The following is a 24,516-nucleotide window of genomic DNA, read 5'->3' on the forward strand; positions in this document are numbered from 1 at the left end:
ACTAAGGCCAAAAATTAAAACTCGGCCTGTTGGTGTAACCGGACTGGATCGATTACTGCAATCCGTTCACCGTTGACCGTAATAATTTGCTGCTCGCGCAGTTCAAACAGGATGCGGTTGATACTGCGTGGGGCCACGGCAAACTGTTCGCTGAGCTGTTGTTTATTAATGGTGATTTCTCCTTCATTTTTGGCCCCCTGGTGTTGGTAGCTTTGCCACAGCGCATGGCAGACGCGCTGGTGCAATGAATAGAGAGTGTCTTCGCCCGCTTTTTTCGACAGCTGATAGTACTGGCTGCTGAACGACTGAATGATTTTCTGGTTGAAGTAATTGTCGACCGTCAGCCAGTGGCAAAAATCGCTGCGTGAAAGCGTCAGTAACGTCACTTCACTGGTCGCTTCTACCGAGCAGATATACGGCCGTTGCTCAAAGATCTCGAGCTCACCCAGCATGTCTCCGGCGTGGTAGCGTGCCTGTAAATATTTACGCCCATCGTCGGCGTGAATAAATACGTCCACATTACCCTGCGCTATCAGGTGAAATTCATGACAAATTTCATGTTGTTGACATATCAGCGTACCTGGCCTGACTTGCTGCAACTGCCAACGGCGTAAAATAGCCAACGGGCAATATTTCAGCAGGTCGTAAAGTATGGCATCACCGGTAACCAGCTCGACAACGCTCAACCATTCACTGTTTTTTTTGTCGTTCTGCATAGCGTTAACTATAAAGTTCCTCGGCAGGTAAGGACAGGACGCCGGTCCGACGGCAATGTCAAAAAGGGCGTAAAACTGGAAGCTGGCTCTGATATTAGAATATTGCTCGGGACATTTGTCCCAGCTTGTTTATCGATAACGGGGGAATGTGATGGTGCTCACATATTAAATGGGAAAGAGGGAGCTGGGGAAAAGAGGGGGAAAACTATTTCCCCCTCTTTTGCAGCACTAATTATAGTTTCGGAAAGTTCACAATATCCGTCACCATATCATCAATGGCTTTCTTCACGTCGGCCAAGGTGATTGGGGCATTTTCATTATTGACCGTTTTACCCAAGCCTTTACGGACTACGGCCAGGACCGTTTTACCGGTATCTTGATCGATCAGTTTGATTTCCATGAATAACGCGGTGTCTTGCGTTCGGTGTCCGCTGGCGGCCATGGTGGTGGCAATGACGGCTCCAATAGGAACAACTTCATAGAATTGCACCCCTTCGTTTTCAGCCGTTACCGCAGTAATGGCGACTTTAGCGACCAGGACGCGTGAGCCTGATGGGGTAGGCAATAGCGTTGTACGTTGTGCAACGGCGTTTCTTAGTGAGGTGCTGGCGTATTCTCTGATCTGATCCAGCGTTTGCTGACTCACCCGAGCAGTGGGTTTTGCCGGTGGGTAGAAGACCAACGGGGTAATATAGATGCCACGATAGTCAGACTCTTTAAAACCGGGAGCTACCCAGCGCAATACCTGATGCCCGCTGGCGGTTTCCGTTTTTTGCAGCTTGCTATAGTCCTGCAGGAATCCGGAATACTGCGTAGTTTCTGCAACCTTGGAGGTACATCCCGCCAGCAACATACCCGCAGCCAAAGCGGCCGCGGCAACGCCAAAACGATTTTTTTTCATATACTTCTCATCATGAAGTAGGGGGGGGTGTGCCTAAAAAATATAGCACTAACTTGCAAAATAGGACATGGGAGAGCTCTTACAGAAAAATAGCCTTGTTACAGATTGGTTTTTATTACGGCAGGGATAGCTCATTAATAAACCTTGACGCAATGGCGTTTCCAAGGGGTTTGTAATGCAAGGTCTGCAATTTACCCGTTAAGCGGCGATTGGTATGCTGCACACACCATAAAAAACCATGTTGCCATTGGTTACAATTAATGTTCTGTCAGAGTAAAACTACTAGTTTGTCAGTGCCTTCTATCAGGCGTTACATCTGGCACATCATCCTTACCCAAGCATGACATTTCTATACACTCGCGCTGGTAAGGTCATTCCAGCCCGATGATGTTGTGTTAGTCCTGTAGTGTATTACCATCCCTTTGATTTTATCCCGCCTTGTGCGGGATTTTTTTTGCGCGTCCAGTGTGCTCAAGGTATTACCCCGGCTGGCAGCGGTTAGATAGCGAGGTGACTTGCTGTTCAAGAGAGGGGGGGAGCTTAGAGTGATCCACTTTTTCTGCACAATTGAGGGTTATGATAAGCCAGTTATTAGCCCGTTTGGGCTAACACTGCATTTCGTTACTTTATGCCCGGTTCCTAGCCGGGCTTTTTTCCCCCTAGGGTCTGCTTAAGCTTGCTGTTTTACCATCACTACCCGTACTGGCCTGTGGGCCTGCGCCGTAACTGTCAATTTAGTTGTCGATCTCCAGCCAGCCCGCAGCGCTTTACGGGCTTTTCTCATTGCGCTTCTGCTAGCGTTGCAGGAAAATAACCCATAAGTAAGAAGAGTCTTAACCTTATACCCTTATAATTTCTCATAGTTTGTTATTTCAATAGCGTTAACAATTTAGACTATGCTGTTAACAATCGCTTTCGTTAAAGGGATGAGTCTGGCGAACAGGATTTTAAATTTTCAGCGGCGAATTAAGCTAATAAGACAAGATAAGGTTTTTGATTGATTTAATTGACCATTTTAATGGGCGTTGTGGTTCGTTGTGACTTTTTTGGGGAAAGAAAGCATGCTTATAGTCAGTGTTGTTATTATTGCCTCGCAGGTTATTTCATGAGCGCAGAAAGACAGCGTTTGCCAGCGACGGTTCTGCTGGTCAATGTATTTTTATTGGCTTACCTGCTTTCCTTGTTTGGTATTTTCACCCGTCCGTTAGGGTCACTCTCCCTGTTTTGGCCGGTGAATGCTATTTTGCTTGGCTTGATGCTGCGTAAGCCTGGCTATGCGACGATGTTGGGGTGGATAGGTACCTATCTTGGCATGATCGCTGCCGATCTCAGCACCGGCGAAAACTGGCCATTGGCACTTTGGCTAAATGCCTGCAATATGGCGCTGATTGCCACCGGCTATGCCGTGATGTCGATGCTGCCCAAGTCTCAACGGCGTATGGGCAAGCCCCAGGCAATTTTGTATATGTTTACTGCCTGTCTGCTTGGGGCCGCGCTGTCGGCAACGCTGTCGGTGTTACGCACTGACAGTCAATACAACAATACGCTGATCATTGCCTGGATGTCCTGGTTTAGCGAACAGTTCTCGACCAACCTGTTAATCCTGCCGGTCGTGCTTGCCGCCCCACGCTTAAAACAATTGCTGAGCCTGCAATTTGGCTGGCAATTGCGCTCCAGCCTGCCTTTGCTGGCGTTGTTGCTTTCATTGGCGCTTAGCGTGTATATCGGTGGACCGGGCGCCATAGCCTTCCCCATCCCTGCACTGTTATGGTGTGCCGTGCGTTATCATTTATTTACCGTCACCTTGCTGACGTTTCTTACCGGCGTGACGGAGATTGTCAGCATTTCTGCCAATCTGATGCTGTATGAAACGCCGGGAGCGCGAGGGGCGGTGATGGACAGCCTGATGTCAGCCCGTTTGGGCATCGCCATGCTGGTGATGGGGCCGCTGATTTTGTCCAGCTCGATTGCCGTTAGCCGTAAACTGCTGCGCCGGCTGGAACACAGTGCGAATCACGACTTCCTTACCGGGACTCTGGCGCGTAGTGCTTTAACGCGCAAAGGCAAGGAAATGCTGGAACAGAAGCAGCGTACGAAAGAGGCGGTGTCGTTGCTGTTAATCGATATCGATCACTTTAAATTGATCAATGATACCCATGGTCATGCCATCGGTGACCACGTCCTGGCGGCATTCGCTCATATTTTGCGGCGTGAACTGCGCCACGACCAGTTATTTGGCCGTCTGGGGGGCGAAGAGTTTGCCATTATGCTGCCGCGGGCGCTGGGGACGCAGGCCGTGGCCTTAGGGGAACATTTGCGCCGGCGGATAGAAAGCGCCGAACTGAACCCCAACGGCAAGGCGCCATTGCGGATCACGATTAGTGTGGGCGTGGCGAGTTTGGCAATGAATGAGGATAAATCACTGGAACAGCTGATGAATATGGCCGACATTGCGCTTTATCGTGCCAAGTCCCAGGGCCGTAACTGCGTCGAATCGTTTAACATGGTCAGCGGCAACAGCCTCAACCATGTCATATTCAAATAGCGTTTCAGCCCTGTTTTGGTGCGAATTGCGTGCCGCAGTTAGGGCAAATCAAGGTGCTGAGTTTACGCAGTTTTGAACATTGCTGTTCGGTAACATAAGCACACTTTGGGCAGGCAATTTGAGTGGTGCGGTTATTGTAACCTTTAACGCTGGTGGATTCAGACATATCGCGTACCTGTGTCAGGTGAAAACCCACGCTAACACAGGTGCTATTAAATAGCTTCCAATGTTTTCAGGGGCTATAGGGTCTTCAACGCCTGCACGGTTTCATCGATATCGATTTCATGCTCAGAGAAGACGTGAGTCGCGTTCTGGAAGGTGGTGATTGAGAGCATACGCAGCGTTTCCGTGGCGGTTTGTGGCGCTTCGGCGACTTGCGGACGGATACGGTTCATCAGCAACCCAACGGACAACACGGTGTTCTCTTTATCGACCTCCACCTTGACCGGCACTTCTTTGGTGAAGGTATCGAAGGACTTGATGCTGGAGATTTTGATTCTCTCGTTGGCGATGGTGATGTACTTGCTTGGTGCTTGTACCTTTACCGCATAGGCCGATGGCCCTTTGGTATTGTTGGTTGGCTCAAAGGTTACCAGCGCGTTTTTCTTAATCAGCTCTGGGTTTTGCACTTTAATCACGTGAAAATAACGATTTTCCCCGTTCTCGTCGGTGATAAAACCGAAGCCTTTGTCTTCAAAAAAAGTCGTTATCTTGCCGTTCATGGTCATTCTCATCAGGTCGTTCGTAACAGCGCTAATGATAACGCGTAATGCCTTGCAGTGACAGGGGGGACGGTGTTTCATCAGCAAGACGAAAACCTAAAAACGGCGGGTTCAGGGGCAACAATGGGCCACATAGGTGTTTAATCGGTCTCTCAACGGTTTTTTGGCTGATTGGGCTGCCTTGGCCGTCTCTGGTAACCGCGGACATCAATTTACAGGGTAAATAACCGACTTTTTCACTTTTTATCGATTTTATGTGATCTGTGTTGTGGACAAAATCCCGTCTAATTGCTGTACTGTATTGGACACACATTTTGTGTCTTACATTCACGTTAAAGGTAAGTTTGATGTCTAAGATTAAAGGTAGCGTTAAGTGGTTTAATGAATCTAAAGGTTTCGGTTTCATTACTCCTGAAGATGGTAGCAAGGACGTTTTCGTTCACTTCTCTGCCATCGCTAGCAATGGTTTCAAAACTCTTGCTGAAGGCCAGCGTGTAGAATTTGAAATCACGAACGGTGCCAAAGGGCCATCTGCTGCTAACGTTATCGCTATCTAAGCTACAGTAGCCAAAATTGTTAAAACCCGCTCCATGAGCGGGTTTTTTATGCTTTTTTTTCAGGCCAGGGAGGTTAAGAGAACAGGTAAACCTTGATGAAGGCCAGGACGATCAGCACGCACGTCAGGGTGACAATCCATTCAGTAGTGGTTTTTGGCAGGGTAAACATTCAATTCCTCACTCAGCACAGGTTACTGAGCGAGGATTATCCCGATGGCAGATTAAGAAAACATTAAGCCCCGAGTGTTCATTGGCCGTAGAACGCTCTGACCAGCATAAAGGCCAACAGCGTCATCGCCAGCGAACCCGCCAGGTTGAGCAGCATATTGGTGATGGCCCAGACAACGCGCCCGTCCTGCAACAGATAAACCACTTCAAGCGAGAAGGTAGAGAAGGTAGTCAACCCGCCGCAAAAGCCGGTAGTGATCAGCAGTTTCCAAACTGGGTCAATGTGTGTCATACGGATAAACAACGCCAAGGCCAGCCCGATGATAAACCCCCCCACCAGGTTTACGGTCAAAGTGCCCAAGGGAATATGAGGATGTACAGGGTTGAGCTTAAGGCTCACTGCCCAGCGCAAGACGCTACCCAAACCACCGCCAATAAATACAGCCAGTAAAGAACTCCACATGGTGATAAACCCTATCTAAAGATGGAAGATGCTCAGAAAGGTTCAGGCAAGCGCCTACGCACCTCTCTGAGAGGTTACGTAGACATCATCAGCCTGTGAAAGGCGGTTATGGAGGAATGTCATCTCCGTTTGTTGGCGCGAAACAATCGCGCGGGGCAGATTTTACACCTTGTCGCTGTGGTTTTGTAGTAGCTTCAGCCAGACAGGAATGACTCACTTCAATAACCGCAGTTAACACCGCACACCTGTTACGCTATTTCTCGACGCCATTTCTCCAACCAATTTATCAAGTCATTAAGCTATCAACTTAATAAACTAGTGGGCTAGCATTGATGTACGGCGAGTTCCTGCCGGTTGCGGCCATTATTTTTTGCCCGATACAGTGCGGTATCGGCGGCCTTCAACCATTCCTGGTAGCCGGGCATCTCGGGCTGGTAATCGGCGACCCCGGCGCTGATATTCAGCTTTAACCCAGGGGCTTCACGGAAGACGACCTCGTTCAGGCGCTCCTGAATGCGGTGGAGCGCCAGGCTGGCCTGTTCGGCACTGGTATTTGGCAACACCGCGCCAAACTCATCACCGCCGTAGCGCCCCACGATATCCATCGCCCGAAGCCCTAACACCAATTCTTCCGCCAGAACGATCAGCGCCTCATCCCCCAGCCCATGGCCGAAGGTGTCGTTGATGGCTTTGAAATGGTCAATATCCATCAGGATCAGCGTAGCCGGATGATTATAGCGCCGGCAGCTATCAAACTCATTGTGCAGCAGGTGTTCCCAATGGCGGCGGTTAAACACGCCGGTCAAGCCATCACGCGTGCTGATGCGCAATAACTCCTGTTGCTTTTCTGCCAGCCGCTTGGCGGTTTGGTAGGTCACATAACCCAGGAAGACTGGGTAGATGAAGATCATCGGCAGACACAGATAAACCTGCAGCGGTGTGGATTGTGGCGTAAAGGGGAAGCCCAGTATCGCACTGGTCACCAGCGCCCCGATAATTTGCGCTATCAGGCCTTTGAAATACAGAGACGGCCCACCGGAAGCGATATTATTCATCCCCATCATCGACAGGATCACCACGGCGGGGAGCGCATTGAAACCCATGATGGCAACCCACATCCCACCTAGCAGTGCATCGATGAGCAGGTTGCGGATCTCGGTGGCGTAGGGGGCTTCGCTGCGGATAGACCATTGATAAGCGACATGTGGCCAGATAAAGCCATTCACTGCCAGCAAGATCCACACGCCAACCGGCTGATGAACTGGATAGAGCGCCGTCAGTACGCACAAGAAACCAATCCCCAGGCCGACAATACGTGGCAGGTAGAGGCGCCTGGCGAAGTTGAGGCCCGCACGCCGGGTGTTAATAGCCGATAGAGCTGTTGGCATCCCATGTATCCCTGTGATGAATTATGCAGCCGGCCTGGAGCCGGAAAAAAGCGAATAGCTAAGAATATGCCCTATAATCTAAGCATAGAACATCTTGGGTAGATCTCACCTTGTTACAACTGGTTGTTGTTATAGCCGAAATAAAGTCGCTAAATACCCATAGACAAAGTTTGTTCCAGCGCTGCGTCCTGCAGCCATAAATGAATAAAGAAGGTGAATATGGAAGGTATCAGTATTACCAAGCTGCTGGTCATTGCGGTGTTGATCGTCTTGCTGTTCGGCACCAGCAAACTGCGTACTCTGGGCGCGGATCTGGGTGCTGCGCTGAAAGGCTTTAAAAAAGCGGTGGGCGATGACACCCCTCCTGCACAGAATACGGCTGAAACGCCTACCGCGCAGCAGAGCGTCGAAAAGAAAGACGTTTAAGCGCCCCTGCTGTTGAGCCATAAAAAACGGATGCCCGCAAGGACATCCGTTTTTTGGCGTTAATCGCGGGGGAAGCGTAACAAAAGATTACCGCGGTTACTTCACTTCCAAGCCTTTGGCCTGCAAGTCCGCATGATAGGACGAGCGCACAAACGGGCCGCAGGCAGCATGGGTAAAGCCCATTGCCATCGCTTCTTCTTTCATTTCGTCAAACTCCGCCGGGCTGACATAGCGCTGCACTGGCAGATGGTGACGGCTTGGTTGCAGATACTGCCCCAGCGTCAGCATGGTTACGCCATGACGGCGCAGATCGCGCATCACTTCCACGATTTCCGCGTTGGTTTCACCCAAACCCACCATCAGGCCGGATTTGGTCGGGATCGAGGGGTGAGCTTCCTTAAAGCGCTCCAGCAACTTCAATGACCACTCGTAATTAGCCCCGGGACGTACCTGGCGATAAACACGCGGCACGTTTTCCAGGTTGTGGTTAAACACGTCTGGTGGCGTGGCGGTAAGGATTTCCAGCGCACGATCCATACGGCCACGGAAGTCTGGCACCAGGGTTTCGATCTTGATGTTCGGGCTTTTGGCTCTGATGGCGGTAATGCAGTCGGCAAAGTGCTGCGCGCCACCGTCACGTAAATCGTCACGGTCAACCGAGGTGATCACCACATAGCGCAGTGCCATGTCGGCAATGGTTTGCCCCAGCTTTTCCGGCTCGTTGGCATCGGGAGCCACCGGGCGGCCATGGGCCACGTCGCAGAATGGGCAACGACGGGTACAGATGGCCCCCAGGATCATGAAGGTGGCGGTACCGTGGTTAAAGCACTCAGACAGGTTGGGGCATGACGCCTCTTCGCAGACCGAATGCAGGCCATTTTTGCGCATCGCGGCCTTGATGCCTTGAATGCGCGTAGAGTCGGCAGGGAGCTTGATCTTCATCCACTCGGGTTTGCGTAACAATTCCTGGCGCTCGGTGATGACCGTTTTTACCGGGATCAACGCCATTTTGTCTGCATCGCGGTATTTGACGCCGCGTTCCATCTGAATCGGTTTACTCATAATCGTGCAGGTTCCAGTTACGAAGCTCGACCGTCTGGTAGCCGAGTAAATGTACAAATTCCTGTACCAGAATGGGATGCACATCGGCGATCCCGACACCTGGTGCCAGCGCGCTGACTTGTGTCATCTGCATTCCGGCATAACCGCAGGGGTTGATGCGTTGGAAAGGGGTGAGATCCATAGCGACATTCAGGGCCAGGCCATGAAATGAGCTACCTTTGCGGATCCGCAAGCCTAATGAACAAATCTTTTGTTCACCCACGTACACGCCGGGCGCATCCGGGCGCGCGCGTGATTCGATCTTGAAATGGGCGAGGGTATTGATAACGGTCTCTTCCAAGGCCGTGACGAGTTGGCGAACACCCACCTTGTTGCGCTTCAGATCCACCATCACGTACATCACCTGCTGGCCGGGGCCATGATAGGTGACCTGGCCGCCGCGATCGCTCTGGATCACCGGGATATCGCCTGGCATCAGCAGATGTTCTGCCTTACCGGCCTGCCCTTGGGTGAACACGGCTTGATGCTGCACCAGCCACAATTCATCGAGCGTGGATTCGTCGCGGTGATTGGTGAAGCTGTGCATGGCTTGGGATACAGGCTCATAGGGCTGCAACCCTAGCTGACGGAGAATGATCTTATTGTGTTGCAAGCGGGGCATCGTCAGGTTACAGAAGTGGTAAAAACATTATACCGGGCGCTCTGGCCCGCGACCAGCATTTATCCCTGGCGAACCAGAGCAACCCGGACAGCGGTGGCGCTGAACCAGGTTGGCTGGCAGGGAGTTATGCTGTAATTACAGCACCATACGGACAATTTCAATATTGCCCAACTCTTCATATAACGTTTCCACCTGATCGATATGGGTGGCGGTGATGGTGATGGAAACGGAGTGGTAGTTGCCTTTGCTGCTCGGTTTGACCTGAGGGTTGTAATCCCCTGGAGCATGGCGTTGCACCACTTCAACCACCTGGTCTACCAGCTCGGGGTGTGCCAGACCCATTACCTTGTAGGTAAAGGTACAAGGGAATTCGAGCAGTTCGTTCAGTTTAGTCTTTTGCATGTAGGTGCGCTCCAGCTGTGGCGGATCTCTAAATTATAACTCCCGCCGGGGCGGGAGTTAGTGTTAATTGTTATATGGGGCCGAACTCAGCCGATTCAAGGGTTAACCGAACCAGTGATGGAACATCAGGCGGATATAATCCACGATGCGGCCAAAGAAGCCACCTTCTTTCACTTCGTTCAGCACCACCAGCGGGCGCTGATCGATGGTTTTGCCATCCAGCTGGAAATTGATGGTACCAACGACCTGGTTTTTGGCCAGCGGAGCATGAATTTCCGGGGTGTTCAGCACATAGCTGGCTTTCAAATCTTTCATCCGGCCGCGTGGGATGGTCAGGTAGGCATCTTTGTCTACGCCCAGCTCAACGCGATCGGCATCGCCGAACCAAACGGGTTCAGAAGCGAACTCTTTGCCTGCTTTCAGTGGTGCGACGGTTTCAAAGAAGCGGAAGCCCCAGGTCAGCAGTTTTTTGCTCTCGGTTTCGCGGCCTTTATAGGTACGGCCACCCAGCACGGCGGAGATCAGACGCATCTGGCCTTCCGTCGCTGAAGCTACCAGGTTATAACCCGCCGAATTGGTGTGGCCGGTTTTAATCCCATCGACGTTCAGGCTGGTATCCCACAGCAGACCGTTACGGTTCATCTGACGGATATTGTTGAAGGTGAACTCTTTTTCTTTATAGATAGCGTATTCGTCTGGCACATCGCGGATCAGCGCCTGGCCGATCAACGCCATATCACGCGCCGAGCTGAACTGACCTTCCGCATCCAGGCCGTGCACGGTTTGGAAGTGGGTGTTTTGCAGGCCGAGCTGTTTGACGTAGGTATTCATCAGGTTCACGAACGCATCCTGGCTACCTGCGACGTAGTCCGCCATGGCGACACAGGCATCGTTACCGGATTGCAGGTTGATACCACGAGTCAGCTTGGAGACCGGTACGCGGTCCCCCGGCTTGAGGAACATCAGTGAGGAACCTTTGAACACCGGGTTGCCGGTAGCCCAGGCATCCTGACCCACGGTGACCAGATCGTCCTGGCCAATCTTGCCGGATTTCAGCGCCTGGCCGATGACGTAGCTGGTCATCATTTTGGTCAGGCTGGCAGGGTCGCGGCGTGCGTCGGCGTTCGATTCCGCCAACACTTTACCGGAGTTGTAATCAATCAGGATGTAGGCCTCGGCATCAATCTGCGGCACACCTGGGATCATGGTTTTAATATTAACGTCGTCTGCGTGGGCAACTGACGCTGCGCTGAGCGCGATGGCAGTGCCAAGCGTGAGGCTTTTGATTAAGCGAAAAGAGGTTACCTGTTTCATGATCGGGACTACAACATCCGTAAAAGTTAAGTTAAAAAACGAGTCACACTATAGCAGACGGGGCCCCGGCAGGCATTAGCCATTCGGCCGACAGTAGGGGGTTTACACAGATTTACCTGAAAGAAAATGTTTCAGATAAGTCAACGACCTGCTGTCGGCGGCATCGGCCTGCCGAGTTTCACGACTAGGGTGCGGCAGTGATAAAGGACTGTTGTTGTGCCTCACTGGCCAGACGCTGTTGCAGCTGTGCGGCCTGTTGACGATTGCTGAACGGGCCAAGCTGCACGCGGTAGACGGCGCCGTTGGCGGCGACCTTACCAGGAACGCCAAACTGCTGGCTCAGCTGTTGTTGCCAGCTTTGCGCACGCTCGGCATTACTCAGGGCACCTACTTGTACGACATAGCTACCGCTGGTACTGGCTGCGGCTGCGGTGGCCACAACCGGGGTTGCAGTTGGCGCGCTGATGACCGGTTGGGGTTCTGTCCCTTCCAATACGCCAGGGGCTAACGGCTGCGGCGCACCAAGGAAACCACCGCTACGACCAGTGGAGGCGGCAGGGGTAGTGCTGTTGTCGTTGTAGTTCATGCTGCCGTTGTCAATCGTTTGAGCGGCAGGGGCGGCAATCGGTGCTGATTGCTGCATCGGTGCATCCATACCGCTGCCGGAACTGAGATCCGGGCGTGGAGGCAGGGCGTAGCTCTGTTTGGCGACGACGGTACCCACGGTACCAGGGCCGCTCAACGTGCCGTCTGGAGCAACCTTGATAAAGTCGACCTTCACCTTGGTGTTGCTGGACAGGTTGAGGCGATCGGCGGCAGCTTTGGACAGATCGATAATCCGGCCAGAAGTATAAGGGCCGCGATCGTTCACGCGTACCACCAGTTGACGACCATTGGCCAGGTTAGTGACGCGTACATAGCTAGGAATAGGCAAGGTGGGATGTGCAGCGGTCAGCGCATTGGGATCGAACCGCTCACCAATGGCGGTAGTGTTGCCGTTGGCCTCTTCACCGTACCAGGCCGCCAGGCCGGTTTGCGAGAAGTTCTGCGGATCTTGCACGATACGATAAGTGTCGCCATTAACCTTATAATCCTGCAGGGTACCAGGGTTATAGGGTTCATAGTGAGGCTCCACGCCGCCGATTTCGGTCACCGGCCCGTTGTAGGCTTGTTGCACCGGAGCCTGTGTTTCTTCCGTCGTGGTACAGGCGGAAAGTAATACCGCAGCAGCAACCGCGCCGACCCAAAGCCATTCCTTACGCATTGCACACCTCTTATAGATTTTTAGACAACATTTTCCGATGCGTGTGGATCGACATCACGATGCCGAACCCAGCCATGAGTACGATCAGCGCCGACCCCCCGTAACTGACCAAAGGCAAAGGTACGCCAACTACCGGTAAAATGCCACTGACCATACCAATGTTAACAAACACATAGACAAACAGGATCAGCATCAGCCCACCGACCATTACGCGGCCAAAGGTGGTCTGTGCCCGGGCGGCAATCATCAACCCGCGGATAATCACCAGCAGATACAGCACCAGCAGCACCAGTACGCCGATCAGGCCAAGTTCTTCCGCCAACACCGCGAAGATAAAGTCGGTATGGCGTTCCGGCAGGAATTCCAGCTGAGACTGAGTGCCGTGCAGCCAGCCTTTACCCGATAGGCCACCAGAGCCGATGGCGATTTTCGACTGAATAATATGGTAACCGGCCCCTAACGGATCGCTTTCCGGATCGAGCAGCATCATCACGCGGTCACGCTGATAGCCGTGCATCAGGAAGAACCACAACACCGGGATAAAGGCGGCCAGCGCTACGGCAGCCACAGCGATCAGCTTCCAGCTCATTCCCGACAGGAATAGCACAAACAGGCCAGAGGCGGCGATCAGGATCGAGGTGCCCAGATCGGGCTGTGCGGCAACCAGCAAAGTGGGCAGGAAGATCAGCACTAGCGCGATGCCGGTATTCTTCAGCGAAGGCGGGCACACGTCACGGTTCATAAAGCGTGCCACCATCAGTGGCACGGCGATCTTGGCGATTTCCGAAGGCTGGAAACGCACAAAGCCCAGATCCAGCCAGCGCTGCGCCCCTTTACTGATTTGGCCAAAGGCATCCACCAGGATCAGCAATATCACGCAGAAAATATACAGGTAGGGTGCCCAGCTTTCATAAACCCGCGGCGGGATTTGCGCCATCACGCCCATCACGATCAGCCCCATCAGGATCTGGCCGATTTTGCGCTCCATCATGCCCATATCCTGGCCGCTGGCACTCCACATCACCACGGCGCTGTAGATCAGCAAGGCCAGAATAAACAGCAGAAATGTCGGGTCGATATGGATTTTGGTCCAGATAGAGCCCTTTTGTTGGCTTTCAGTCATGTTCTACCTTAATCACCTTCTATACCTGGCGGCAGCGGTACTGCATCCGGTAATTGCGTATTGTTGTCGCCCAACAGGATGTGGTCGAGGATTTGGCGGGTAATGGTACCTACCGCCGGGCCTGAACCGCCGTTCTCCAAAATGATGGCCACCGAAACCGTTGGGTTATCGTAGGGCGCAAAGGCGGTCATCAATTTATGGTCCCGCAGGTGTTCAGCGAGTTTGTGGGCGTTATAGGTTTCATAGCCGAATACCTGCGCGGTACCCGATTTTGCCGCGGCTTTATACGGTGTCTTGTCAAAGAACTTGCGCGCCGTGCCGTTAGGCCGGTTGGCAACGCCGTACATGCCGTCTTTGGCTATTTCCCAGAAGCCTGAATGGATATCGCCGATCTGCTTGCTCTCTTTTTGCTTGAACGGCACCAATACGCCGTTGATCTTGGTACTTTGCAGCAGATGCGGATCTTTGACGTTGCCGTCGTTAATCAGGGTGTTCAGCGCCTTGGCCATCTGGATTGGCGTAGCGGTCCAGTAGCCCTGGCCGATGCCCACCGGAATGGTGTCGCCCTGATACCACGGTTTCTTGTAACGTTTGAATTTCCAGTCGCGGGTTGGCATCAGGCCGGAACGCTCTTCGGAAAGATCGATACCGGTATATTCGCCGTAGCCGAATTTGGTCAGCCAGGTGGATAGGCGATCGATCCCCATGTCGTACGCTACCTGATAGAAATAGGTATCCGCAGATTCCTCCAGCGCTTTGGTGACGTTGAGGCGGCCATGGCCCCATTTTTTCCAGTCGCGGAAGCGTTTCTCTGACCCTGGCAATTGCCACCAGCCCGGATCGAACACGACGGTATTTTTGGTGATCACCCCGGCACTTAGGGCGGAAACGGCAATATAGGGTTTAACCGTGGAGGCCGGAGGGTACACCCCTTGGGTGGCACGGTTGATCAGCGGGCGGTTCGGATCGTTGAGCAGCCCCTGATAATCCTTGTTGGAGATACCATCAACAAACAGGTTGGGATCGTAGCTAGGGTTGGAAACCATCGCCAAAATTCCCCCGGTGCGCGGATCGCTGACCACGACGGCGGCACGGCTACCCACCAGCAACTGCTCGATATAGCGTTGCAGGTTGAGATCCAGCGTCAGATAAACGTCTTTACCGGCGGAAGGGGGTTGCTCATGCAATTGGCGGATCACCCGGCCACGGTTGTTGACTTCAACCTCCTCATAGCCGGTTTTGCCATGCAGGACATCTTCATAATAGCGTTCGATACCCAGCTTGCCGATATCATGGGTGGCGGCATAGTTGCGTAGCTGGCCGTCTTTGTCCAGGCGCTCGAGGTCGCGGTCATTAATTTTCGACACGTAACCGATCACGTGGGTGAGGGCAGACCCATAAGGATAATAGCGGCGTTGATAGCCTTTGACTTCCGCGCCGGGGAAGCGGAATTGATTGACGGCAAAACGGGCCACCTGCACTTCGGTCAGTGGGGTTTTCACCGGGATCGAGACGAAACGGCGCGAGCGCTTGCGTTCTTTTTCAAAGTTGGCGATATCGTCGTCGGTGAGATCGACTACCGGGCGTAAGGCCTCCAGCGTGGCTTTTAGATCGTCCACCTTCTCCGGCATCAGTTCCAACTGGTAAATGGTGCGGTTAAGCGCCAGCGGGGTTCCGTTACGATCGTAAATTATGCCGCGGCTGGGGGCGATAGGCAGCAGCTTGATGCGGTTTTCATTGGAGCGGGTGCGGTAATCTTCAAAACGCACGATTTGCAGATTATACAGATTGGCAATCAGGATGCCTGTCAGCACCAGAATGATAAAAAACGCCACCACGGCGCGGCGTACAAACAGGGCGGACTCGGCCGTATAGTCGCGAAAAGGGTTACGTTCTATTTTCATCCCGCTGCTTTTTTTCACTCTGTTACTGTCACCACCGGTTACTCCCGGTGGTAAGGATGATTTGTAGTAATACTCCAGGCGCGGTAGAGGCTCTCTGCCACCAAAACACGCACTAAAGGATGCGGTAACGTTAACGGGGAAAGCGACCAGCTTTGCTCAGCGGCGGCTTTACAGGCCGGAGCCAGCCCCTCAGGGCCGCCAATCAACAGGCTGACGTTGCGGCCATCCTGTTTCCAGCGCTCGAGCTGTTGTGCCAACTGGGGCGTTTCCCACGGGGTGCCAGGGATATCCAACGTAACGATGCGGTTACCTTTGCCCACCGCTGCCAGCATCTGCTCGCCTTCTTTTTCCAGAATGCGTTTGATATCCGCATTCTTGCCGCGTTTGCCCGCCGGGATCTCGGTCAGTTCAAACGGCATATCTTTCGGAAAGCGATGCAGGTAATCCATAAAGCCGGTCTGCACCCAGTCGGGCATTTTGGTGCCGACTGCAACCAATTGCAGTTTCACCGCTTAACCCCAGAGCTTTTCCAGTTCGTACAATTGGCGACTTTCTTCCTGCATCACGTGCACAATCACTTCGCCCAGATCGACCACTACCCAATCGGAAACGGCCTGGCCTTTCATGCCATACAGTTCCATACCGGCATCGCGGGCTTCTTGCACGACGTGTTCGGCAATCGACATCACATGGCGGCTTGAAGTGCCGGTACAGATGATCATGCAGTCGGTGATGCTGGATTTGCCCTGAACATCTAGAGCGACAATATCCTGGCCTTTCATGTCATCAATTTTATCGATAACGAAATCTTGGAGCGCTTTACCTTGCAAAGGTTCCCCCTCGGGTTGTTCTGTTCATCAGGAAGCTGAGGGCAACTGCCCAAAGTCACTGGCCTGAATCGTGATGGTTTCGGCAGGATGCCGCTGAAAGCCTGCTGGTTTTGCCCAGCTAGCCAAGATCCTTGGGGTTTTCAGCGGATACCTGAAAAATAGCGGCGCAGTATAGCATGCGGCCTATCGATATAAACCCTGTAACTCGATATAACGCTGCACCGGGCGCGGCAGTAAATCGTCACAGCTGATGCCTTGGTGACGGCGCTGGCGTATCTCGGTGGCGGATATCTCCAGTAAAGGGGTATCTGCCAGGTAGATAAACCCGTGCGGCTGGCGGCTGAGCAGGGCGGCATCGGTGATTTGGTGCTGTTCCAGCCAGCGTTGCAGTTCTGGCGTATCCATCTGCTGGTTATAACCCGGGCGCGCCAGCACCAACAGGTGGCAGAAGTGCAACAGGTCTTGCCAGCGATGCCATTTGTGCAGGCTCAGCAGCGAGTCCTGGCCAATAATAAACGCCAGAGGCGCTGCGGCGCCACGTTCTTTACGAATCGTTTCGAAAGTCTCGATGGTGTAGGACGCGGTGGTGCGGTGCAATTCACGATCGTCCACGGCAAATAACGGGGTACCTGCGATGGCCAGCTCAACCATGGCTAGCCGCTGCTGCGCGTTGGCTTCCGGCTGTGGCCGATGGGGAGGCACATGGTTGGGCAACAACGTGACCTTATCAAGGCCGACTTCTTTAGCCAAGGCCACCACTGGGCGCAAATGGCCGTAGTGGATTGGGTCAAAGGTGCCACCGAAAAAGGCGTGCAGGGTATGTGGCTGTTGCGGGCTAGTAGGCATCGGTGACACTCGTGGCCAGAGGTTTGCCGCAGAGCAGCATCGACAGGGTTTCCAGCTCCGGCCAAACCGACTGGCCGTAGTCTTTCTTGAGGGTGAGCTCAATTTGCGCCAACAGGTGCACTGCCTGCCGCAATTGTTCACCCGAAAGGCGTTGTAGAGCCTGAGTAATCAGGCTACGGCGGTTCTGCCAGACCTTGAGCTGATCGAATAGCGTACGCAGTGGGGTGTGCGCCATGCGGCGTTGAAGGTTCAGCAGCATCAGCAGTTCCCGTTGCAGGGTACGCAGCAAGATCACCGGCTCGACATCCTCTTGCTGGAGTTGCCGCAGGATATGCCAGGCACGTTTGCTCTTGCCTGCCAGCACGGCATCCAGCCAATGGAACGGGCTGAAGTGGGCTGCATCGTTTACCGCCTGCTCTACGCGGGGCAACGTCAGTTTACCATCGGGATGCAGCAGCGAAAGTCGTTCCAACGCCTGCGATAGTGCCAGCAGGTTGCCTTCATAGCAGTAACACAGCAGTTGATTGGCTGCGTCATCGAGATCCAGCTGCATGGATTTGGCTCGCTGGGCAACCCAACGCGGCAGCTGTGCCTGTTCCGGCGTTTGGCAACTGACCATGACGCCATTGGCGCTGAGAGCCTTGAACCAGGCGCTGTTCTCCTGGGCTTTGGTCAGGCGTGGGCCGCGCAGTACCAACAGGATATCGTCATGCAGCAAAGCGGACAGCTTGACCAGTTGCTCGCCGATCGGGGCCGTTGGGCCGTTCTCGGGGAAAATCAGCAACAGGGTTTGCCGGCTGGCAAACAGGCTCATGGCTTGGCAGATACTGAAGATGGCATCCCAGTCGGTATGAACATCCAGGGAAATGCTGTAGTGCTCGGTGAACTGTTGCTGTTGGGCAGCCTGGCGGATCAGATCCTGGCTTTCCTGCAGCAACAAGGGTTCATTACCGCTCAATAAATAACAAGCGCGCAGCCCCTCTCGGAGCTGCGCGGCAAGTTGTTCAGGATAAAGACGGATCATTGTGCTGGGGCACTGGCCGCTTTTTCACCAGCGATAGCGGCTTTTTTTTGCGTTTCTTGCACCGCTGCGTGCACCGCCAGCATCTTGCGCAGAATTTGCTGGGCAGCCTGCTCACGCATTTCCTGCATAATGATGTCCTGCTCGGCGTCTTTGGCCAAGGCGGTTAACGGGTTATCAAAGAAAGAGCGGAAGACTTTGACGTTGATCGGGTAGATATCATGCCCTGGGATCAATACCTGGGCCTGAACCGTCATCACCAATTGAAATTCGGCCGTTTTACCGTCCTGGAAGATCGAAACCGTATCCTGACTCTGCGTCGAATTGACGATGCGCAGTGACGGGACTTCCTTGTGGGCCGGATCGTATTTGACCACGGTAGCCCCGCTTAGACGCAATTGCTCGCGCACGGCACGGGTTAGTGGGCCAAAGGGATCATAGCTATCCAGGATCAGCGTATGCAATTCTGTGGGCACCTGCGCGGTGCCGCGCAGATGAAAACCGCAGCCGGCGGTGACAAGCACCGCCAACCCCAGCAACAACGTCAGAATACGATGTCGCACAAAGCCTCCTTGAGTTAACCCACAACCAGGTTAAGCAATTTGCCTGGAACATAGATCACTTTACGTACCGTGACCCCTTCCAGATATTTGGCCACCAGATGTTCCTGGGCGGCGCGCTCACGCACTTGTTCTTCGGTAGCATCGGCTGGCACGGTGACTTTTGCCCGCACTTTGCCGTTAACCTGTACCACCACCAGTTTGGAATCTTCCACCATGGCGGCTTCGTCAGCTACCGGCCATGGTGCCGTGTCTACGTCGCCTTCGGCGTTCAACGCCTGCCACAGGGTGAAGCAGACGTGCGGTGTGAACGGATACAGCATACGTACCACGGCCAGCAAGGCTTCTTGCAGCAGCGCGCGATCCTGTTCACTTTCCTGCGGCGCACGGCCCAGTTTGTTCATCAGCTCCATCACGGCGGCGATGGCGGTGTTGAAGGTCTGGCGGCGGCCGATATCGTCGGTGACTTTGGCGATGGTTTTATGCACGTCGCGGCGCAGGGCTTTCTGATCTTCATTGAGCTCGCTGACGTTCAGTGGCTGAACCGCCCCTTGCTCAACGTGGTCGTAAGCCAGTTTCCAGACGCGCTTGAGGAAGCGGTTTGCCCCTTCAACGCCAGATTCTTGCCATTCCAGCGTCATTTCGGCTGGGGAAGCAAACATCATGAACAGACGCACGGTATCCGCGCCGTATTTTTCTACCATCACCTGCGGGTCGATGCCGTTGTTCTTCGACTTCGACATTTTGCTCATGCCAGCATAGACCAGTTCGCGGCCTTCAGGATCGGTTGCTTTGACAATGCGGCCTTTCTCGTCGCGTTCGACGGTGGCATCAACCGGAGATACCCAGACGCGTTCGCCGCTGGTGCCGGTGTAGTAGAAGGCATCGGCCAACACCATGCCTTGGCACAGCAGGCGTTTGGCAGGCTCGTCTGAATCGACCAGGCCAGCATCACGCATCAGCTTGTGGAAGAAGCGGAAATACATCAGGTGCATGATGGCGTGTTCGATCCCGCCAACATATTGATCGACCGGCAGCCAGTAGTTGGCCGCAGCCGGATCCAGCATGCCTTTATCGTACTGCGGGCAAGTGTAGCGCGCGTAGTACCAGGAAGATTCCATAAAGGTGTCGAAGGTGTCGGTTTCACGCAGCGCCGGCTGGCCGTTAACGGTGGTTTTTGCCCACTCGGGATCGGCTTTGATCGGGCTGGTGATGCCGTCCATCACGACATCTTCCGGCAAGATGACCGGCAGCTGGTCTTCTGGCGTTGGCATTACGGTGCCGTCTTCCAGAGTGACCATTGGGATTGGAGCCCCCCAGTAGCGCTGACGGGACACGCCCCAATCGCGCAGACGGTAGTTCACCTTGCGCTGGCCGACGCCTTTGGCCACCAGCTTGTCGGCGATGGCGTTAAAGCCTGCCAGGTGATCCAGGCCGTCGAATTCACCGGAGTTGAACAGGGTGCCTTTTTCGGTCATCGCTTCGGCGCTGACGTCTGGCTTGCTGCCATCCAGGTTCAAAATGACCGGTTTGATCTGCAGATCGTATTTGGTGGCGAATTCCCAGTCACGCTGATCGTGGCCAGGGACGGCCATTACCGCGCCAGTGCCGTATTCCATCAGGACGAAGTTGGCGACCCAGATTGGCAGCTTCTCACCGCTCAACGGATGGATGGCAAACAGGCCGGTGGCCATGCCTTTCTTCTCCATGGTGGCCATTTCGGCTTCGGCAACCTTGGTGTTGCGGCATTCGTCGATGAAGTCTGTCAGCGCCGGGTTGTTGACTGCGCCCTGCTGTGCCAGCGGGTGACCTGCGGCAACGGCGACATAGGTAGCCCCCATAAAGGTGTCTGGGCGGGTGGTGTAAACGGTGACTTTCTCAGCGCTGTCGGCAACGTCGAAGGTGATTTCTACCCCTTCGGAACGGCCAATCCAGTTTCGCTGCATGGTTTTCACCTGCTCTGGCCAGCTTTCCAGCGTGTCCAGATCGTTGAGCAGTTGATCGGCGTAATCGGTGATTTTAATAAACCACTGTGGGATCTCTTTACGCTCAACCTTGGTATCACAGCGCCAGCAGCAGCCGTCGATAACCTGTTCGTTGGCCAGTACGGTCAGATCGTGTGGGCACCAGTTCACCGCCGAAGTCTTCTTGTAGACCATGCCTTTTTCGTACAGCTTGGTGAAGAACCACTGCTCCCAACGGTAGTAGTCAGGATCGCAGGTGGCGATCTCGCGATCCCAGTCATAGCCGAAGCCCAGCAGTTTCAGCTGGTTCTTCATATAGTCGATGTTGTCGTAGGTCCAAGGGGCCGGTGCGGTTTTGTTTTTTACCGCCGCGCCTTCGGCTGGCAGGCCAAACGCATCCCAGCCAATTGGCTGTAGCACGTTTTTGCCCAGCATACGCTGGTAGCGGGAGATCACGTCGCCAATGGTGTAGTTCCGAACATGACCCATGTGCAGACGACCAGAAGGGTATGGCAGCATGGATAGGCAGTAATACTTTTCCTTGCTGGCGTCTTCGGTAACCTTGAAAGTTTGCTTCTCTTGCCAGTGAAGCTGTACGTTCGATTCTATCTCTTCGGGGCGGTATTGCTCTTGCATGGCGGCCGATGGTCCTGTAGGTGTGTAACAGCTACATCCGTAGCATTCTGTGAGTATCTTTAGATCTGCATAGCATAGCTGATAAGACCTGCCAGCAACAACACCAAGCGGTCTGACTCGACGTATTAAAAAAATATCTGTGCCATGATGTGACTCACAATCTGCCAAAACCTCACCTAGCCAAGCCACATCAGTGATTTACGACTAAAATAATAACGAGTAGTTTTAGGGGAGAAGTCCTGTCGCAGTAGTTCATCGAGGAGAAGCTATGAACAAGGTTGCTCAGTATTACCGCGAGTTGGTGACATCACTGACGGAACGTTTAAAGAACGGTGAGCGTGACATTGACCAATTGGTCGCCAGCGCCGAGAAACGTTTGAACGAGGTGGAGGAACTCAGCCGTACGGAAGTGGAGCAGTTGACCCGGGCGGTGCGCCGCGATTTGGAAGAGTTCGCCCGCAGCTATCAAGAGAGCCGGGAGGAATTCACCGACAGCGTGTTTATGCGCGTGATTAAAGAAAGCCTGTGGCAGGAACTGGCGGATATCACCGATAAAACCCAGTTGGAGTGGCGTGAGGTGTTTAAGGATGTCAGCCATCACGGTGTCTACCACAGCGGCGAAGTGGTCGGGCTGGGTAATCTGGTGTGTGAGAAATGCCATCACCATCTGGCTTTCTATACCCCGGAAGTGCTGCCTTTGTGCCCGAAGTGCGGCCACGATCAGTTCCAACGCCGGCCGTTTGAGCCTTAAGGCGATTTCCCCTCATGTTGCATGAGGGGAATTTACAGCTTATTGAGAAAGCATCACTGGCAGGGGGAGTCCCCTCTGTTATTTTGCACCAGAATCTGCGCATCTTCCGTCAGGGCGATATTGGTGCCGTCAGCCAGGCACAATATCGCATAGGAGAGTTCAGTATCCCCTTTTGCAAAGTCCATAACGGCGGCAGCGCTAGCTTTTTCACCTTTCAACTTTACCAGATAGTGGTCGCAATCATCCTGGCAGTTACTCATTGGTGCAAACTGACTCAGACCGAGTTCTTCTATGGTCACTTCACCTAGATGTTCTTTGACGATGCTGTTTTGGTTAAAAGCTAGTGTGGCATCCTGCTTAAGTTCATACCGGACCCAAAAAAACAGTGCCGCGGCCACAATAACGACGGCTAGCAAACCGATCAGTAACTTGCGAAAATATCCTTTCATTCGTCTCTCCCTGTATCATTGTGGCTGCATTGTCTTGTTTTATCGGACGAAAGTAAACCAGTCCGGAGTTATTGCTCTATGTCGAGATAAAGCCCAATCGGTTGATATGGGCTAGCACCTTGACGTCGGTATGATGTCTACGGTGAGTAGCTGATTGTGACGGTACTTCAGCTGGGGATTATGCAGAACGCCGACACGCCGTAAACCCGTTCATGGGGGCTCGCAATCGCGCCTCCTTGCGCTCAGCGGTTGGCTAACCTGCATAATCCTCACCTGCCAGAGGCCTCGGCGTAGCGGTAAAAAGCGGGTTCGGAGTTGTGCTCAGTTGCAGGTGTTAGTTTGTTACAGGACTGATGTAGATAACGTAGTTGAGGATGTGGCACGTTCTGTCCCCTCACCCCAACCCTCTCCCAAAGGGCGAGGGGGCTGTTCGGAGCGCGTGGTTGGTTCGTGCTGCTTCGGGAAGTAGGGAGTAAAGGTATTATGCAGAAAAATCAGCGAGTCCTCTTATCTAAGGCGCATCACCGTATTTTCAGGCCCGCTCGATCGGTTCCCTCTCCCTGTGGGCTGAGGAATCCCCACAAAAAAATGAAAGGCACGATGAAGTGTGATCTACTGGTTGCGCTAACAAAACAGAAGAGACCTCATCGTGCCTTTACAAACAGTTTGCCAGAAATTTTTCTCCGCGTCTTTACGTGGTATTCATTCCTTTCGGATCAATGTACTTATCTCTATGGCCATTGCACTTTGCAACGGCGCTGACTTGACGCTAACCAGTCTCGGCCGTTCGCTTCCAGGCAGAGCTCACGTCAAAAATAAAATTAAACGTGTCGATCGGGCCCTCGGTAATACCGCTATTCATCACGAACTTCCCCTTATTCAACAGATGCTTACGCGGTCTATCACCTCACTGATGCCGTTCTGCGTTATTGCTGTCGACTGGAGCGGATGGCATGACAAAAACTGGCATCTGCTGCGAGCAAGCCTAGTCTGTAATGGCCGTTCCCTCCCTCTGATGAGCGAAGTGGTGCCCGCCTGGCTGGCACAAAACAGCCAGGTTCAGTGCGCCTTCCTTGACCGTCTCCACGCGGCCATTCCCGACGGAAAACCCGTCACAATAATCACGGATGCGGGCTTCAGAACTGACTGGTTCAGGCACATAAGCCAACTGGGCTGGTGTTTTACGGGCAGGGTCAGAGGGCTCGTCTGCTTCCAGTTGGAAGGAAGCACCCGCTGGATGAAAATCAGTGACTTGCAGGCGGAGAGCACTCCCATAAAAGTCGGTTACGGTGTACTTGCTCGTAAGCCGAGGATGCCTTGTTACGGTAGCTTTTATCTGCAAAAGCGCCCATCGGCGGGACGTCACGGAAAAGGCAGACGGTCAAAAACGGAGAAAGAGCATCGAAGTAGCGCTCAGGAACCGTGGTTGCTGTTCAGTAATGTTGAAGGCCTGGAGCCTCATCAGATAATGACCCTGTACAGTCGTCGGATGCAGATAGAGCAGAACTTCCGCGACGAAAAAAGTCCGCGCTTCGGATATGGGCTGAGACTAAGCCGCAGCCAGGGCTGGGGTCGCCTGGCGGTTCTGAGTGTAGTGGCAGCGATGGCCAGCCTGGTGATGTGGCTGACGGGGTATATGGCGGAAAAGAAACAACTTCATAGGCATTATCAGGCAAATAGTGAGAAAGGGAGACGGATCCTGTCGTATCTGAGGCTTGCTGGTGAGGTCCTGAGAGACAGAGCGGGAATAGTGAGACGGATGAATATAGTTAATATGCTGAAAAAGTTAGGGAATGAGTACAGTAATATGGTCATGGGATGCTGACCATATTACTGGGGATCA

General features: G+C 53.4%; 25 protein-coding genes and 1 riboswitch. Of the genes, 5 read left to right on the forward strand and 20 right to left on the reverse strand.

The features are described from left to right. Positions 1 to 14: 14 nt before the first annotated feature. Together KGP16_RS07315 and KGP16_RS07320 are read right to left on the reverse strand one after the other, a co-directional pair. A complete protein-coding gene (locus tag KGP16_RS07315; RefSeq protein WP_179248223.1) occupies positions 15 to 716 on the reverse strand; it encodes a Crp/Fnr family transcriptional regulator in 702 nt (233 codons plus the stop codon). 232 nt (positions 717 to 948) lie between these two features. Further along, positions 949 to 1,617: a DUF3313 domain-containing protein gene (locus KGP16_RS07320; protein WP_021805342.1), complete on the reverse strand. Its 669-nt coding sequence runs from the start codon at positions 1,615 to 1,617 to the stop codon at positions 949 to 951. Positions 1,618 to 2,722: 1,105 nt separating this feature from the next. Between KGP16_RS07320 and KGP16_RS07325 the strand changes: the two genes are divergently transcribed. Beyond that, entirely contained in the window at positions 2,723 to 4,162 is a 1,440-nt protein-coding gene (locus tag KGP16_RS07325) for a GGDEF domain-containing protein (protein WP_021805341.1), read from the forward strand. 4 nt (positions 4,163 to 4,166) lie between these two features. On the opposite strand, the gene KGP16_RS07330 is transcribed toward KGP16_RS07325, so the two are convergent. Next, positions 4,167 to 4,328: a YnfU family zinc-binding protein gene (locus tag KGP16_RS07330; RefSeq protein ID WP_021180016.1), complete on the reverse strand. Its 162-nt coding sequence runs from the start codon at positions 4,326 to 4,328 to the stop codon at positions 4,167 to 4,169. 73 nt (positions 4,329 to 4,401) lie between these two features. Further along, complete coding sequence (locus tag KGP16_RS07335) at positions 4,402 to 4,884, reverse strand: cold-shock protein (protein WP_021180015.1); 483 nt, start codon at positions 4,882 to 4,884, stop codon at positions 4,402 to 4,404. 347 nt (positions 4,885 to 5,231) lie between these two features. Here KGP16_RS07335 and cspE point away from each other — a divergent pair, with 347 nt between their 5' ends. Then, positions 5,232 to 5,441 (forward strand): transcription antiterminator/RNA stability regulator CspE, encoded by a 210-nt coding sequence (cspE, locus tag KGP16_RS07340; protein WP_002210315.1) that lies wholly within the window; start codon positions 5,232 to 5,234, stop codon positions 5,439 to 5,441. Between the two features lie 247 nt (positions 5,442 to 5,688). Here cspE and crcB read toward each other — a convergent pair whose 3' ends face one another. Continuing rightward, the gene (crcB, locus tag KGP16_RS07345) at positions 5,689 to 6,072 is read right to left on the reverse strand and encodes a fluoride efflux transporter CrcB (protein ID WP_021805340.1); all 384 of its coding nucleotides are present in this window, start codon (positions 6,070 to 6,072) and stop codon (positions 5,689 to 5,691) included. 72 nt (positions 6,073 to 6,144) lie between these two features. Beyond that, positions 6,145 to 6,208, reverse strand: a riboswitch (Fluoride riboswitch). 187 nt (positions 6,209 to 6,395) lie between these two features. Then, positions 6,396 to 7,460: a diguanylate cyclase AdrA gene (gene adrA, locus KGP16_RS07350; protein ID WP_021805339.1), complete on the reverse strand. Its 1,065-nt coding sequence runs from the start codon at positions 7,458 to 7,460 to the stop codon at positions 6,396 to 6,398. Positions 7,461 to 7,679: 219 nt separating this feature from the next. Between adrA and tatA the strand changes: the two genes are divergently transcribed. Further along, on the forward strand, positions 7,680 to 7,886 hold the full coding sequence (tatA, locus tag KGP16_RS07355) for a Sec-independent protein translocase subunit TatA (protein WP_021180013.1): 207 nt from the start codon (positions 7,680 to 7,682) through the stop codon (positions 7,884 to 7,886). A gap of 96 nt (positions 7,887 to 7,982) precedes the next feature. Here tatA and lipA read toward each other — a convergent pair whose 3' ends face one another. The 13 genes from lipA to leuS all read right to left on the reverse strand — a co-directional run bounded on the left by lipA (position 7,983) and on the right by leuS (position 21,473). Then, positions 7,983 to 8,948: a lipoyl synthase gene (lipA, locus tag KGP16_RS07360; protein WP_021805338.1), complete on the reverse strand. Its 966-nt coding sequence runs from the start codon at positions 8,946 to 8,948 to the stop codon at positions 7,983 to 7,985. Then, positions 8,941 to 9,609 carry a lipoyl(octanoyl) transferase LipB gene (gene lipB, locus KGP16_RS07365; RefSeq protein WP_037375143.1) on the reverse strand — a complete coding sequence of 223 codons (669 nt, stop codon included), beginning with the start codon at positions 9,607 to 9,609 and terminating at the stop codon, positions 8,941 to 8,943. Before lipB ends, lipA begins: the two co-directional genes overlap by 8 nt. Before the next feature lie 135 nt (positions 9,610 to 9,744). After that, a complete protein-coding gene (gene ybeD, locus KGP16_RS07370; RefSeq protein ID WP_021180010.1) occupies positions 9,745 to 10,011 on the reverse strand; it encodes a DUF493 family protein YbeD in 267 nt (88 codons plus the stop codon). Between the two features lie 102 nt (positions 10,012 to 10,113). Continuing rightward, a complete protein-coding gene (dacA, locus tag KGP16_RS07375; RefSeq protein WP_021805336.1) occupies positions 10,114 to 11,325 on the reverse strand; it encodes a D-alanyl-D-alanine carboxypeptidase DacA in 1,212 nt (403 codons plus the stop codon). A gap of 184 nt (positions 11,326 to 11,509) precedes the next feature. Beyond that, positions 11,510 to 12,589, reverse strand: a complete 1,080-nt coding sequence (gene rlpA / locus KGP16_RS07380) for an endolytic peptidoglycan transglycosylase RlpA (protein ID WP_179248219.1) — start codon at positions 12,587 to 12,589, stop codon at positions 11,510 to 11,512. Between the two features lie 10 nt (positions 12,590 to 12,599). Continuing rightward, positions 12,600 to 13,712, reverse strand: a complete 1,113-nt coding sequence (mrdB, locus tag KGP16_RS07385; protein WP_021805334.1) for a peptidoglycan glycosyltransferase MrdB — start codon at positions 13,710 to 13,712, stop codon at positions 12,600 to 12,602. 8 nt (positions 13,713 to 13,720) lie between these two features. Next, positions 13,721 to 15,616 (reverse strand): peptidoglycan DD-transpeptidase MrdA, encoded by a 1,896-nt coding sequence (mrdA, locus tag KGP16_RS07390; protein WP_037375141.1) that lies wholly within the window; start codon positions 15,614 to 15,616, stop codon positions 13,721 to 13,723. A 38-nt stretch (positions 15,617 to 15,654) separates the two neighbouring features. Beyond that, on the reverse strand, positions 15,655 to 16,125 hold the full coding sequence (gene rlmH, locus KGP16_RS07395) for a 23S rRNA (pseudouridine(1915)-N(3))-methyltransferase RlmH (RefSeq protein WP_004949595.1): 471 nt from the start codon (positions 16,123 to 16,125) through the stop codon (positions 15,655 to 15,657). A gap of 3 nt (positions 16,126 to 16,128) precedes the next feature. After that, complete coding sequence (rsfS, locus tag KGP16_RS07400) at positions 16,129 to 16,446, reverse strand: ribosome silencing factor (protein WP_021180005.1); 318 nt, start codon at positions 16,444 to 16,446, stop codon at positions 16,129 to 16,131. A gap of 183 nt (positions 16,447 to 16,629) precedes the next feature. Then, positions 16,630 to 17,292, reverse strand: a complete 663-nt coding sequence (gene nadD / locus KGP16_RS07405; RefSeq protein ID WP_223499095.1) for a nicotinate-nucleotide adenylyltransferase — start codon at positions 17,290 to 17,292, stop codon at positions 16,630 to 16,632. Further along, positions 17,282 to 18,316 (reverse strand): DNA polymerase III subunit delta, encoded by a 1,035-nt coding sequence (holA, locus tag KGP16_RS07410; RefSeq protein WP_223499096.1) that lies wholly within the window; start codon positions 18,314 to 18,316, stop codon positions 17,282 to 17,284. Before holA ends, nadD begins: the two co-directional genes overlap by 11 nt. Next, positions 18,313 to 18,876 carry an LPS assembly lipoprotein LptE gene (gene lptE, locus KGP16_RS07415; protein ID WP_223499097.1) on the reverse strand — a complete coding sequence of 188 codons (564 nt, stop codon included), beginning with the start codon at positions 18,874 to 18,876 and terminating at the stop codon, positions 18,313 to 18,315. Before lptE ends, holA begins: the two co-directional genes overlap by 4 nt. Positions 18,877 to 18,890: 14 nt before the next feature. After that, positions 18,891 to 21,473, reverse strand: a complete 2,583-nt coding sequence (gene leuS / locus KGP16_RS07420; RefSeq protein ID WP_059200133.1) for a leucine--tRNA ligase — start codon at positions 21,471 to 21,473, stop codon at positions 18,891 to 18,893. A 268-nt stretch (positions 21,474 to 21,741) separates the two neighbouring features. Between leuS and KGP16_RS07425 the strand changes: the two genes are divergently transcribed. Beyond that, positions 21,742 to 22,224 carry a zinc ribbon-containing protein gene (locus tag KGP16_RS07425; protein WP_021180000.1) on the forward strand — a complete coding sequence of 161 codons (483 nt, stop codon included), beginning with the start codon at positions 21,742 to 21,744 and terminating at the stop codon, positions 22,222 to 22,224. A 53-nt stretch (positions 22,225 to 22,277) separates the two neighbouring features. Here the strand turns inward: KGP16_RS07425 and KGP16_RS07430 are convergent, their stop codons facing one another. After that, on the reverse strand, positions 22,278 to 22,673 hold the full coding sequence (locus KGP16_RS07430; protein ID WP_094983090.1) for a hypothetical protein: 396 nt from the start codon (positions 22,671 to 22,673) through the stop codon (positions 22,278 to 22,280). A 649-nt stretch (positions 22,674 to 23,322) separates the two neighbouring features. Between KGP16_RS07430 and KGP16_RS07435 the strand changes: the two genes are divergently transcribed. Continuing rightward, entirely contained in the window at positions 23,323 to 24,498 is a 1,176-nt protein-coding gene (locus KGP16_RS07435; RefSeq protein WP_059199164.1) for an IS4 family transposase, read from the forward strand. Positions 24,499 to 24,516: the final 18 nt, after the last annotated feature.

This window comes from Serratia sp. JSRIV006 (assembly GCF_019968685.1).
GTDB classification, from domain to species: Bacteria; Pseudomonadota; Gammaproteobacteria; order Enterobacterales; family Enterobacteriaceae; genus Chania; species Chania fonticola_B.